Source organism: Mesotoga sp. HF07.pep.5.2.highcov, from assembly GCF_003666285.1.
GTDB classification, from domain to species: domain Bacteria; phylum Thermotogota; class Thermotogae; order Petrotogales; family Kosmotogaceae; genus Mesotoga; species Mesotoga prima.
Map to the genome: position 1 here is coordinate 1 of NZ_JFHJ01000532.1, position 12,548 is coordinate 12,548.

13 protein-coding genes and 2 tRNA genes are annotated in these 12,548 nt (G+C 44.3%); 7 read left to right on the forward strand and 8 right to left on the reverse strand.

From position 1 onward, the window contains the following. Both BG32_RS11395 and BG32_RS11400 read right to left on the reverse strand, forming a co-directional pair. Positions 1 to 482 (reverse strand): alpha-amylase family glycosyl hydrolase (locus BG32_RS11395; RefSeq protein WP_259459694.1); only part of this gene is annotated, 482 nt, incomplete at its 3' end. Between the two features lie 19 nt (positions 483 to 501). After that, entirely contained in the window at positions 502 to 1,071 is a 570-nt protein-coding gene (locus BG32_RS11400; protein ID WP_006487181.1) for a 5' nucleotidase, NT5C type, read from the reverse strand. A gap of 194 nt (positions 1,072 to 1,265) precedes the next feature. On the opposite strand from BG32_RS11400, the gene BG32_RS11405 reads away from it, so the two are divergent. The 5 genes from BG32_RS11405 to BG32_RS11420 all read left to right on the forward strand — a co-directional run bounded on the left by BG32_RS11405 (position 1,266) and on the right by BG32_RS11420 (position 6,614). Next, positions 1,266 to 1,934: an ABC transporter ATP-binding protein gene (locus tag BG32_RS11405; protein WP_006487182.1), complete on the forward strand. Its 669-nt coding sequence runs from the start codon at positions 1,266 to 1,268 to the stop codon at positions 1,932 to 1,934. Further along, positions 1,927 to 3,333, forward strand: a complete 1,407-nt coding sequence (locus BG32_RS16655; RefSeq protein ID WP_259459695.1) for an ABC transporter permease — start codon at positions 1,927 to 1,929, stop codon at positions 3,331 to 3,333. Before BG32_RS11405 ends, BG32_RS16655 begins: the two co-directional genes overlap by 8 nt. An 8-nt stretch (positions 3,334 to 3,341) precedes the next feature. After that, positions 3,342 to 4,100 (forward strand): FtsX-like permease family protein, encoded by a 759-nt coding sequence (locus BG32_RS16660; protein WP_259459696.1) that lies wholly within the window; start codon positions 3,342 to 3,344, stop codon positions 4,098 to 4,100. Positions 4,101 to 4,108: 8 nt separating this feature from the next. Next, positions 4,109 to 5,104, forward strand: a complete 996-nt coding sequence (locus BG32_RS11415) for a P1 family peptidase (RefSeq protein WP_006487184.1) — start codon at positions 4,109 to 4,111, stop codon at positions 5,102 to 5,104. Between the two features lie 241 nt (positions 5,105 to 5,345). Then, entirely contained in the window at positions 5,346 to 6,614 is a 1,269-nt protein-coding gene (locus BG32_RS11420) for an HD domain-containing phosphohydrolase (RefSeq protein ID WP_259459697.1), read from the forward strand. A 4-nt stretch (positions 6,615 to 6,618) separates the two neighbouring features. Here the strand turns inward: BG32_RS11420 and BG32_RS11425 are convergent, their stop codons facing one another. The 4 genes from BG32_RS11425 to BG32_RS11440 form a co-directional block, all read right to left on the reverse strand. Next, positions 6,619 to 6,975: a hypothetical protein gene (locus BG32_RS11425; protein WP_006487186.1), complete on the reverse strand. Its 357-nt coding sequence runs from the start codon at positions 6,973 to 6,975 to the stop codon at positions 6,619 to 6,621. A gap of 26 nt (positions 6,976 to 7,001) precedes the next feature. After that, positions 7,002 to 8,039 (reverse strand): L-threonylcarbamoyladenylate synthase, encoded by a 1,038-nt coding sequence (locus BG32_RS11430; RefSeq protein WP_006487187.1) that lies wholly within the window; start codon positions 8,037 to 8,039, stop codon positions 7,002 to 7,004. A gap of 14 nt (positions 8,040 to 8,053) precedes the next feature. After that, complete coding sequence (locus BG32_RS17180) at positions 8,054 to 8,242, reverse strand: DUF2905 domain-containing protein (RefSeq protein ID WP_409072663.1); 189 nt, start codon at positions 8,240 to 8,242, stop codon at positions 8,054 to 8,056. Positions 8,243 to 8,576: 334 nt separating this feature from the next. Beyond that, positions 8,577 to 9,035: a GNAT family N-acetyltransferase gene (locus BG32_RS11440; RefSeq protein WP_099773003.1), complete on the reverse strand. Its 459-nt coding sequence runs from the start codon at positions 9,033 to 9,035 to the stop codon at positions 8,577 to 8,579. Positions 9,036 to 9,463: 428 nt separating this feature from the next. Here BG32_RS11440 and BG32_RS11445 point away from each other — a divergent pair. Both BG32_RS11445 and BG32_RS11450 read left to right on the forward strand, forming a co-directional pair. Then, positions 9,464 to 9,553 (forward strand) — tRNA-Ser (locus tag BG32_RS11445). Positions 9,554 to 9,568: 15 nt separating this feature from the next. Continuing rightward, positions 9,569 to 9,645: transfer RNA gene (locus BG32_RS11450), tRNA-Arg, on the forward strand. 10 nt (positions 9,646 to 9,655) lie between these two features. Here BG32_RS11450 and BG32_RS11455 read toward each other — a convergent pair. Together BG32_RS11455 and BG32_RS11460 are read right to left on the reverse strand one after the other, a co-directional pair. Beyond that, positions 9,656 to 10,378: a PH domain-containing protein gene (locus BG32_RS11455; RefSeq protein ID WP_006487214.1), complete on the reverse strand. Its 723-nt coding sequence runs from the start codon at positions 10,376 to 10,378 to the stop codon at positions 9,656 to 9,658. Further along, positions 10,368 to 12,548: exodeoxyribonuclease V subunit beta (locus tag BG32_RS11460; RefSeq protein ID WP_121526851.1), on the reverse strand; the 2,181-nt coding region annotated here is incomplete at its 5' end. The genes BG32_RS11460 and BG32_RS11455, both read right to left, overlap by 11 nt.

Below are 12,548 nucleotides of genomic sequence, written 5' to 3' on the forward strand. Positions count from 1 at the left end.
GAATTCATTTCGAATTCGCCGTCCACGAATCTAAAATAGTCACCCACGTGATTAGGAACTATATCCTGTATTACAAGCAGACCTTTCTCATGGGCTTTTTCTACCAGCTCCTTATATAGAGCTATGTCGCCGAAATGTTCATCGATCCTTTTGAAATCTCTCGCCCAGTAACCATGGTAGCCACCGTAATTGACCCAAGGATTCCACCACTGGTTGGCAACGGGAGGCGTAATCCAGATTGCAGTCGCACCGAGTCCTTTGATATAATCTAGCTTATCGATTATTCCCTTCAAGTCCCCACCATTGTATCTTGAGTTATCACTACCAGCCTCTCCTAATCCCATGTCGTCGTTGGATGGGTCACCATTTGAAAACCGGTCAATCATTAAAAAATAGACTACTTGATCCTCCCAGACAGCTGACGAAAGGCAGATTGGTGTTACGAAAAGCATTAATAGAAGAGCGATGAATACTTTCTTCATACACTTAACCTCCTGAGTATTAGATCAAAACGCTATCGAGAAATTCGCCAAGGCTCTTGACCCGGAGTCTGTGGTCTATATGTCTGTTGTATGGCCAGTCCATTATGTATGTATTGATCCCGTGATCAAGTAGGTTCTCTATGTGATGGGGGGCGTCGTCGACCGCGAATTCAATGCCAAGTACTTCGCATAGTTCGCCCTTTCTTGAACTGACTATTACCGAAACTGGTTGACCGATCTCTTTCTGAATCCATCTTTGAGATTGGATCTGAACATTTCTCCCTTTGGTGGGAAAGCGAGAAGTAATGAAATAGACCTCATGCTGACCTTCGGCTATTAGTTCTCCTAATCTCCTAAGATCCTCATCGTTTGCGTATGAAGGTAGTGATTCGTAAAAGTTTGGTGTGTTTCTAATCCTTTCCCAGACCCTTTCTTCCATTTCAAGCGTCAAGTTGGGCACGCTTTTCCAGAAATCCCAGATCTTGACTTCGACTTCTATCGGTACTTCATCATACATTTTATGGGCAATTCTAAGAAATGCAAGATTGAAGTTTGTGAGAATATCATCTATGTCTATCATAATTTTCATCGCTTCACCTCCGCATAGAAAAAGTATATATCATCCAAGTGTCTGTTCTAGTAATCACCAAAGTACTCTTGCAACTCTAATCGTCAATACCTGCCGTTAATTTGTTTCCGTTCATTCTGGATTCACCAAGCTTTGTCACCAAATGACGTTTGTGGGATAATCAAGACAAGGTCTTCTCTCAAGGAGGAAGAAGAATGTTCGAACTCAAGGAAGTCGCACTGATATATGAAACAAAGAAACAAGCTCTGGCAGCGCTAAAATCAACAAACCTAATTATAGAACAAGGAGAAGAGGTAGGAGTTTTCGGCCCTTCCGGTTCAGGAAAGTCTTCCCTTCTCTTCATCATGAGTACTCTGAAAGAGCCAAGTCGCGGCGAAGTTAAATATGAAGGTAAGGAAATTACCGCTCTTACTCCATCGGCGAAGGCGGAACTAAGACGGAAGGAATTTGGTTTTGTCTTTCAGGAACACTTCTTGATTAATCATTTAACTGTGAGAGAAAACATCCTGGTTCCTATAAGAGATAAACAAGGAATCAAAAGGAGAGTCGAGGAGATTACTACTGCGCTTGGACTTGAAGACCTGCTGAAGAGGTTTCCTTATGAACTCTCAGTGGGGCAGAGCCAAAGGGTAGCTGTAGCGAGAGCTTTGATAGGAAATCCTAAGGTCGTTTTTGCCGATGAACCGACCGCTTCACTCGATGATGAAAACGGTCGAAAAGTAATCAACCTGTTGAGATCTTACTGCTCGAAATCAGGAGCGACTCTAATCCTGGTCTCTCACTCAGCGGAAATTATCGCTGATTTTAAGAGAAGGATCAAAGTTGAAAACGGGCAGGTATACGAGGATACTGTGAATGCTTAAGTACATTTGGCTTTATTTTAGGAGAAGGCCCGGGAGAATTCTAGTCTTCATAATTGTTGTTGCTTTAGGAGTCGCTGTAAGTATCGTTTTGAGCTCGATATTTCTATCTTTTGGAGAGACCAGAAGCAGGATCTCGAAGATCAACGAAAATTGGATTACTGTGCAGTACCTTTCCGATACCGGTAGAAAAGAAGAGATCGATGACAACCTCAAAGAGATTTTTGCAGATGTATCTGGCATTTCAGATGTGATCCAGGTAGATATCGCTTATCTTGGTTACAATCTTTTTGGAAGCGCGAGAGCGAATTTTCCTGTTTACGGAATAAAGCAAACCGACATTGCACGGATTTTGCAGGTGAGCCAGTCTTACATAGTCGACGGAAGGATTTTCTCCCCTAAAACAAATGAAATAATGGTTTCCGACTCGTTCTTAAAGGCCTCCGGAGTCGGCATAGGACTAGTATACGAGGAGATCTTCGAGACGGCGAGCAGGGGGCTGTATAATGTTGTTGCTGCACTTAAAGGCCCTTCGGTTTTTGGAATCGGTCCGTCCGGGATTTCAGGAGGAAAAGGCGCTTATGGATTCATAGTGCTTTCGGAAAGAGGTTTTTCAATAGCGGTCGAAAGTGAGTTGAGGTCAAGAATAGCCGGTGAAGAACTCAAAGTAGGGGTTCAAGGTCCCATCTCTTCAAGAGAGAATATCGAAAGAAGTTATTCCGGTTATTACCTGGGAGTCCTCCTGTGCAATCTCTGCGTTGCTCTTGTGTTTATAATTGGACTTACAATGCTTAACTCGGTCAGCATTCGTGAAAGAAGAAAGGAATACGGTATTCTGGCGGCAATTGGCCATTCACCAGCGAGCCTCGGTGCGAGACTTTTCTTTGAATCCGTATACCAGTGTGCCGCCGGTTGGATTATTGGTCTCTTTGCGGGAAGGATTCTTGTTTCATATCTAGAGACTCGATTTTTCGAACCCAACGGTCTGTTTGTCGGTGATATCTTTGTCTCTACGATATGGACGCTAGTTATTCCAGCAGTAACTGTTGTATTCACTCAAGTTTTGATCGGGAGTCACCTGAGCCGGGATCTTGTGGGACTTCTAAAGAGCTCGGAAAAGAAGAAAGGGATACTAAAGAATAGATTTAAGAACATAAGTTTGCCGTGGCTTCGATTTCCGCTGAGAAGCGACGGCTACAGATCCCTATTTGTAAACATAATAGTTTTTGCCCTTCTCGTTACGCTCTTCGGATCATTGCTTTCCTCGCTTACCGATACTATCCGCGATAGTGGTCGGTTCTTCGATAGTTGTTCTTATGTCCAAACTATGGAAAGTGGTGATATTGAACTGCCAGAAGAGATTGTTTCCCGATCCAGGCTGTACTTCCCGCTTCACTTTTAAACCTAGATGTGAAGCTTATCTTTGGAACCACAGAGATCTTCATACCCGTTGTTTCATCGAAGAATTCAGAGCTTGAGCAGACACTTGTGGAAGATACTTCAGAAAACGCATTCTATGTCAGCAAGGGCCTGTTCGATCTAATAAATAGCGGAGAGGTTAACGGCTATGGCAATTCTTCACCGGTTGTGCTTCCGTCCCTTTACGGTCTCTCCGGCATCGTTGTGGAAGAAGAAGTCGCTGCCGAGGGGCTATTGATTTTTCACGCTGGAGATGATCTGGTTGAGGAAATCAGGTTATTTGCCTCTGAAGCCGGTGTAGCTGAGGTTGTAGATCGTCGCTCATTCGAAGCTAAGATTCTCAAGGAGAGTCAGTTCATGAATCTCATAACCTCGATTATCATATATCTTCAATTCTTCGTAGTTGTCATTATTGCTGTTGTCACCGTCACAAGGATAGTTCTGGGAAGACGAAGAGAGCTGGCTATTAGAAACATTATTGGTCAGGGAAGGGGTGAAATAGCTCTGCTGCTTTTCGGGGAGTTGATTTTAGTGCTATTTTCAGGAGCCACAATCGGGTTTATCCTGGGAACAATGAGCTGGAGTATATTTAAGGCATTTTTCCTGTCTGGAGTGTACATTTCATCATTCGTGGCAGCTAAGGTTTTTCTTAAAATCTTTATAATGATACTAATTGTCTTGTTTTCTGGTCTTGCGATGGAAAGGTATCTGATATCCAAGCAGGATCCTTTGTCGATTATCGAAAGATAGGTGTAGAAATGAGGTTTAGAGAACTGGTTAGCCCACCCGATGCTTATGAGACAGGTCCGTTGAACAAGATTACTGATCTTGAGGGAATAGAGGTAGGACATTTCACTTTGATTGAAGACGCGCCAAGATGTTTGCGTACCGGCATAAGCGTCGTAAGGATTTCTGGGGTATATGGATCTCCGATTCCAGCGGCGTGCAGCGTTTTCAACGGTTATGGGAAATCGATGGGCCTTGTGCAGATAGAGGAGCTCGGGACTGTAGAGAGTGACATCTTTCTCACAAATACTCTGTCGATAGGGGCTGTTCAGCAGGGAGCAGCGAAACTAGCACTTGAAGACAATCCTGAAATGACATCTTTAAATGTTGTTGTAATGGAGTGCAACGATGGGTACCTCAGTGATATTCGCTCATTATCTATCAGAGAAGAGATGGTATCTAAAGCTGTAATGGATGCAAGAAAAGACTTTGCTCTTGGTAGTTGCGGAGCAGGAACTGGAATGATCTGTTTCGGGTATAAAGGGGGAATAGGATCTTCATCCAGGATTATTGAATTCGATGGGAGGAAGTACACCGTCGGGGCGATTGTTCTTTCGAATTTCGGGAGGTCTTCCGATCTTAGAATACCTTCGCTAGAGTTGTCTAACGACAGTGGTAGTTCAGCTCAAGGTGCCGGATCCCTGATCATGATTCTTGGCACCGACCTTCCCTTGATGCCCCATCAGTTGAAGCGGGTCTCGCGACATATGAGTCTTGCCATAGGCTTGCTTGGGGCTCCCGGACATCACGGAAGCGGTGATATCTCTCTTGCTTTCAGTACTGCGAGGGAGTACTCTTTGAGGGATCAGCGATTGATGAAAAATGAGAATACGATTAGCGAGATATTCAGGGCATCCGCATGGGCCTGCGTTGAGGCCATAGTTGATTCGATGCTTTCTTCCAACAGTATGACTGGCTTCAAAGGATCGGTCAAATCTTTGAAGAGCGCAGTGATTCGCAAACCTTGAAATTAATCTAATCGAAGTCTGTCGAACACTTTGCGCGGTAACCTATTGGTGCTAAGATTGAATATTCATTTATCGGGAGATGAAAATGAATGTTTAAAACTCGAGACCTAAAGTCGAATGAAGTTCTGGAGAAGCGTTCGGCAAGATTAGTTCCATGAATATCGATGGCTACCGTGATTTCTTATCGCTTTTAAGGAACGGAATCATTCTGTGTGAGTTGACATTCGAGGGACGCTGCAAAGTGATCGATGCAAATCCAGCTGCGCTTGAAACTGAAGGTCTTACGAGAGAAGCTGCCATTGGAATGGACCTTGAACACGTGTTTCCTCCGGCCCGGGAATTCAGTGTAATGGACGGCGTTCGTAGAGTAAACGAAACGGGCATTCCACTTCACATTGGATCGAAACATAATCCAGAAACAAGAAGCGAGGTTTGGAGAGATGTATCGATTTCCAGACTTTCTTCAAATGTTATCGCCATCGTCTACAATGACTTTGACGAATCATCTGAAGCGAGGAAGGACCTGAAGAAGAGCAAATTAGAGCTAGATAGGCTGTTTTCAAACCTTCCCGGAATTGCCTTCCGATGCAAGAACGACAAAGACTGGACTATGGAAGTTCTCAGTGGGGGATTGGTTGATCTTGCAGGCTATAGACCGGAAGAAATAATTGGAAACAAAAAACTGTCGTATGCGGATCTCATCTTTTCGGAAGACAGGGAGAAAGTCTGGAAAAGCGTACAGGAGTCTTTTACCAGAGACGATCATTATGAGATTGAGTATAGAATAGTGACCAAGTCAGGCATTGTCAAACACGTACTGGAAAGGGGAAAAGTAATCAAAAACCCAGGTGAAGATCAGTCGTTCGTAGAGGGTTTCATCTCCGATATAACGGATCTTAAGGCTGCAAAGATCGAGATCGAAGAAAGCAAAGAAAGACTCGAAAACACTTTCAAGAGTACTGTGAATGCTCTTTCGAAGATCACTGAAATCAGAGATCCTTATACCTCCGATCATCAAAGAAGAGTTGGACTCCTCGCTGAAGCAGTATCTAGAAAAATGGGACTTGAGAGAAAGCTTTGCGAAAACATCAGAATAAGCGGGCTCCTCCATGACATTGGTAAGCTTTGGATCCCTTCAGAGATTCTAAGTAAGCCAGGTAGACTCAATAAAATAGAAATGGAAATGATCAAGGAGCATCCACGACTTGGTTGTGAAGTATTAGGGGAGATCGAGTTCGGTTTCCCGATTGCAGAATATGTTATTCAACACCACGAAAGAATGGACGGTTCCGGTTATCCAAACCGATTGAAAGGTGAAGAAATATCTCTACCGGCAAGAATAATTGCCGTTTCAGATGTTGTGGAAGCAATTTCATCACATAGGCCATACAGACCTGCTCTTGGACTGAATGTCGCAATAGAGGAAATCACATCCGGAGCCGGAACTCTTTACGATCCTTCCGTTACAAGGACTTGTGTTGATCTTCTGAAAAATGGTTTTTCCTTCTAGTAGATTACTGGGAGGGGATCGCCTCTATGATGTTTCTCTTTATAGAAAACAGGGGAATCCTTCTTCCTGTGACAAGAACCTGATACGTCCTTCCCACTTCTAGCATCCTGAAGACCTTAGACGCAGCATAAAAGCCCTGGCTTTCTGCGTTTCTCACTGTGAATTCCTCGCCTGACTCGGAGATTATTCTGTAGTCGGAATTTCCCGCGCTTGAATTGTCTATCTTTTTTATGACGGTAATCTCAGTCATCACTACCGCTTTGTCACCCCAGGTAAAGACCATAAAGAAGGCAAGCGCCACCAGTATTGTACCGAGTACTACAAAGATCTCTCCAGAAATATCTTTGAGTCTTCCTTTCAAACAAATCACTCTCCAACTTGCTACGTCTAAACTCTTTCGATTTTCCAGGCTGCTTTCCTGAGTCTATTCATTATTGCGAGACCGACTCCCGTTTCCGGGAAAGGCTCCGCTATAATTTGAGAGAAGCTCATGTTCTCCTTATTTCTGAGCTCTTTGAAGAGATTTGATGCGACTTCAAGAAGGTTACTTCTCGAACCGAGAACCACCTTCTTTACTTGAACGGGATAATAGTCCCGGAGCTCTTCGGAACAGAGCACAAGTGAGCTCTTCCTTCCGGCGATGATCCCCACTTTGCTGACTACCAAACCCAACTCGCCTTCCACAAGTATCAAAGGAATGTCAGGTGAGTAGTGACGATACTTCAAGCCAGGAGACAAAGGATCACCGAGATACTGCTCCCGGCCAGATGCAAAGCCCGGTATTTGTAGATCTGGAAGTACGCATTTGAGCTGATCTGGATCTATCGGCCCGGGTCTCAAAAGAACAGGTCTTTCCCTCGAAAGATCTATGATAGTCGATTCTAGACCGAAGACTGTCGACCCCGAAAGGATAATACAGCTGACTCTCCCATCCATGTCTTCTACTACATGTTCTTCCCTGGTTGGACTGGGCTTTCCCGACAAGTTGGCGCTGGGAGCAGCAACTGGGACACAAGAAAGCTCGATAAGCTTAGAAGCTACCGGATGAGACGGAAACCTGATGGCGACCGTGTCAAGCCCAGCCGTTACCGAGTCAGGGATTCTTTTTCTCTTCCTGAAAATGAGAGTTACTGGGCCTGGCCAAACAGTGTCCATCAAAGCTGAGTACTCGCTGAGATTCTGCAAAACAAGATCGGCGACCATTTCACGACTGGAAACATGAACAATCAGCGGATTGTCCTGCGGTCTTCCCTTTGCATGGTAGATTTTCGAAATTGCAGATTCATCTAGGGCGTTGGCGCCCAACCCGTATACCGTCTCCGTTGGGAAGACAACCAACTCACCTTCCCTGATAAATCTCGCTGCTTTTTTCAGTCTGAACTCATCCGGTTCCTCTGAATTTACTCTCAAATAAACTGTATTCATTCATCCTCCGTGATTCAAAAGAACTTGCTGATGAATTTCCAGAGCCACAACATTCCCGTAATACATACACTGACAATAAACCCCGAAGTGATTGGAAACCAGAACTCAAAACCATCTCGGCTTACATGAATATCCCCCGGAAGCTTCCCAGACTGAGACCTGCCTTCCGGAAAATGAATAGGAGCAAAGCAATCGCCAGGCACAACAAGCCCACTTTCGCCAGGAGTTTCTCAAAAGCCTCCGGACTTATCACACGATCACCTTCCTCATAAATTATAAACTATTTCTTTGAGGCAAAATGAAAGGGTTTTGCCGAAGGAATCGCTCTTGAGAAGAGCGCAGGATAGATTGATTGTTGGGGTGGGATCATGAAACAATCAGAGAAAGTCCGCCACTTGATTTCATCGCCCACGGGTTTCCCCCGTTTTCTTTCTGGTAGAGTCAGCGTTATCGTCCTTTCAACTTCGGTGGTTCAAGTTTCCCTGCTTGACAATGAATATTGTCACTGCTTCGTTCATTTCGAATCTGCGGGTTATCTCAATCAAGTTTCATCATGAAGTCGGCTGCATCGGTTCTCTCTTGCCACCCCTGTTTCGCATAAAAGCCACGTCTATATGATTCTCTGTCTCTAATGTTTATCAGTCTGATACGACAGCAACCTCTTTCCCTCGCTTCATTTATGGCTCTTCTTAGAAGTTCACTGCCAAATCCCTTTCCTCGCCAGGCAGTCTTCACAAAAAGCTCGCCAACGTACCCTTCCGGCTTACCCATGAAAAGGTAAGGCAAGAAATGGACGCTCGTGTACCCGGTTAACTCGCCGCCTTCTTCCGAAATGAGAATTAGGTGATCATCTCTTTCAACACTCCATCTGATCATTTCCTTCACACTTTTCAGATAAATCTCTTCTTCAACATTCTTGGTTTTGAACCATCCGATATCAACTAATACCTCGTGTAGACCGGGAGCATCATTCTCTCTAATCTCTCTTATGATCATTCAGATCACGCCCTTTCACATTCCATGTCAAGCCCATTATTCCACAGACGATACTGCACAAACATTCAGTTAATCCTTATGTGGAGAATCCATTTCATCATCTAAAGTCAAGAGCAAGCACTGTGCAGATCTTGAAGAACGGAGAATCCGGGATTCTTTTCCAGCAAACTTCTATCCGATGATTGTGAATCAAATATCTTGAAAAAGAGATTTCTTACGGATACTCCTTTCTTCACTGCCCACTAATCGGGCCTTCTCTCAAGCCAAAAAACCTGAACTAACTCTTATCCGGGGTCGAGATCTTTTAAGAAGTAAGAGCAAATCTAAATGATCGTAAAAGGCTTAATCAGCCTTATTTGAAGAGGCTTGAGCCATCTAGCTTGTATTGACACGACCAGCGCACCATGATAGAATGAACTCTGTAGGGTGGAGAGATGGCCGAGAGGCCGAAGGCGCGTGCCTGCTAAGCACGTGAGGGTTTATACCCTCCGAGGGTTCGAATCCCTCTCTCTCCGCCATTATATTGTTTATGGGTGCCCGTAGCTCAGCTGGATAGAGCGCTAGACTGCGGATCTGGAGGCCGGGCGTTCAAATCGCCCCGGGCACGCCATTAATCCTTTCTATAGAACCATTTCTTTCAGTCTCTCCATAATTTCCTTGGGCTTTGAAATGCCGTAAATGCAGTTCTTTGGGTTAGCGACGAATTCTTTTTCGGTACTCACACTTCCGATAAACGCTCCACCTCGAACGTTCTGAGTACCAGTGTCGGCACTAAAGCCTCCCAATACGCCCCTGTCTCCCGAACCCATTCCAGACGATGTTACAGGTATCACATGACCTACTCCCAATATAAGTTCGAAGAAATTCCTTTTAAGCATCACGTTTGTGATGTGTCTGGCTACGATCATATGGGAATTCGCTCTGAACATTCCATAAGTTACCTCTACTCCCGCATCGCTGAGATTGTACTTGAAGGTAGTTCTATAGATCTCCACAAATACTATGCCAAGAAGCCCTGCTACGATGAAGAGCAGAACCGGACCGTTATCAAATAGGGGCTTCAAATCATTGTAAGTTTCTTCCGGGAATAAGTACCTAACGAGCCATCCAGAAGCGTTCAAGATTGCCGGCCAGAAGAACCAACCGAATTTTTTTCGCGAAAACGCAAGCAAAATGCCTGGAATCACGGTCAAGGCAATCCAGCTCACTATTAAGAACAGCCAGTTGTTTCCATCAATTCCAGAGAGATCAAAATTGAGATAGAAAACGATTCCCAGTACGAAGTAGTAAGGGTAAATGAAGTATCTGATCATGAAAGAGCGACGCGTTGGTTTAAGATCCATTTTTACCGCCTCCGGCTTTTGAGATCATTTGAAGGAGCTCTTTCTCGAAGCTGTCAGAGTCTTCCAGCATTATCTTTTCGGTTTTCCCATCTCTGAGAAAGAGAAGAGTAGCTTCAATGGGTGACAAGAGATCTTTAAGAATATACAGGTACAGGTTCATTTGAAAACGATACTTATTTATGAATCTCTTGTTCAGACTGGCAAACTTGAAATCTACTATCCTCCATTTTCCATCCTTCAAATATAGTTTATCAACAATTCCCATTAAAACGTACTTTCCGAATCCATGCTGGAAGTGAAATTCGCTGAAGACTCTTTCCGCCCCCTCTATTTCTTTTATCAGCGGATGAGCTACCAGAGTGGAAAGAACTTTTTTCACTTCAGACAGATCATATTCGTTGAAGTTAATCCTGTCAACTGAGACTGGCCTACCCCCGTTAAGAATTGATTCGAGAGTCGTGACCGAGCCGCGCTTACTGATGACTCCCACCGGTTCAAGCAAGTAATGAGCAAGAAGGCCAATATCTGCGGCATTCTTTACAAGGCCGGGGCTTCCGGCGTATGATTCCGATTCCAGTTCAAATTCGTCGTCTGCAGTTATCGAAGTTGGAGAGAGGTACTTTATGTACGAAGAGTCTGTCAGAGGCAGTACCGAAGTGACTTCAGGTAACAAAGGTTCTTCAATGTAAACAGTCTCTTGAATGGATGGAAGATCGATTGGATAGAAGTGTTTTACTATCCCTTCAAAGGAAGCTTCAACCTTATCGCTTTCCGGTTGAAGCAAAGAACTGCATATCATCTTCGACCATGGTCGGGAGGAATCACTCCTACCATTTAGACTGATAATTATCATCTCACGTGCTCTTGAAAGAGCGACATAAAGAGTGCGCTTTTCTTCTTCAAACTCCTTCTCCTCTTCTAGCGATGCCAAACTTCCGATAAGGCCTTCTTCTCTGTCAGGTTTACTTTTACTTATGAGAAAGCCTCCATCATGGAAGAAAAGTCGCCTGTCAGAGTTCTTCTTTTTCCAGAAAGTGTCACCTACAATCACGATTGGAAACTCCAGTCCCTTTGATTTGTGAACGGTGAGAATCTTCACACTGTCTGATTCCTCTGTTTCAAGAGCGGCTTCCGATTCATCGCTGGAATCTATAAAAGCCTTGATGTTCGAGGAGAGCTCGCGAAGCGAGCTACCCATTCTATCCAGATCCTTCGCAAGCTCAAGAAGCTTTTTGACATTGGCGATCATTCTCTCTCCGGATTTCAGTGTGGCCAGCTTAGGCAAGTAATCTGTTTCTTCAACGAACTTCTCGAGGATTTCACTCGGTGACAGAATGTACTTAAGTTTTCCGAATTTCTTGAGCAGATCAATTAAGTGCGCAAATCTGTCCTCTTTGCTTTCCATGAGGGCAAAGTACAGTGGCAAACGTCTGAGATCTCTTTTCGACCTTAGTGATAGGACTTCATCAAGAGAAGCCCCGAAAGCCGGCGAAAGCAAAAATGACACAAGATTGTTGTTGTCTAGGGGATCTACCAGGAGATCGAGCCATGACAGAAGTCCGGAGACCTCGGGCCGTTCGTAGAAGTTTCTGCTTCCAACGGTGTAGAAGGGAATATTCAATTTTTCCAGTGCATTCTCGTAGCTAGAGATCTTTGAAAAGGTCCTAAGAAGAATAGCAATATCACCGGGGACTATTCGCCGTTTCTCGTATTCACCGGTCTTTGTTTTGAAAACAAGCTCCTCTTCAATTAGGGCCCTTACGGATCTTGCGACCTCTCTCGAATCGTCAGATGATTCCGTTCGAATTATCCTCACTCTCGAAGACTCAATATCTCTTTGATATGGTAGAGACTCTATGTCTTCATCGTAAATCGAACGAAAAAACTCGTTTTCGAAATCCCTCTTCATTATCTTCCCAAAAAGCTTATTCTGAAAGGTAACAAGATCGGGATGTGAACGCCTGTTGATTCGTAGGTTTCTTAATTCGCCCCCGTTATTTTGAAAGCTTTTCATTGTCTTGTTGAATACCGATACGTCCGCACCGCGGAAACGATAGATAGACTGCTTCGAATCTCCAACAAAAAAGACTCTATTCTTAGTCTCTTCCCGAAGGAGTCGAATGATCTCGCTTTGAAGCTCATCGGTGTCCTGGAATTCATCTACGAATAT

Bases quoted from the DNA above. Each gene is read 5' to 3' on its own strand.
- BG32_RS11400 (WP_006487181.1), bottom strand. From the start codon at position 1,071: ATGAAAATTATGATAGACATAGATGATATTCTCACAAACTTCAATCTT.
- BG32_RS11405 (WP_006487182.1), top strand. From the start codon at position 1,266: ATGTTCGAACTCAAGGAAGTCGCACTGATATATGAAACAAAGAAACAA.
- BG32_RS16655 (WP_259459695.1), top strand. From the start codon at position 1,927: ATGCTTAAGTACATTTGGCTTTATTTTAGGAGAAGGCCCGGGAGAATT.
- BG32_RS11415 (WP_006487184.1), top strand. From the start codon at position 4,109: ATGAGGTTTAGAGAACTGGTTAGCCCACCCGATGCTTATGAGACAGGT.
- BG32_RS11430 (WP_006487187.1), bottom strand. From the start codon at position 8,039: ATGAATACAGTTTATTTGAGAGTAAATTCAGAGGAACCGGATGAGTTC.
- BG32_RS11440 (WP_099773003.1), bottom strand. From the start codon at position 9,035: ATGATCATAAGAGAGATTAGAGAGAATGATGCTCCCGGTCTACACGAG.
- BG32_RS11455 (WP_006487214.1), bottom strand. From the start codon at position 10,378: ATGGATCTTAAACCAACGCGTCGCTCTTTCATGATCAGATACTTCATT.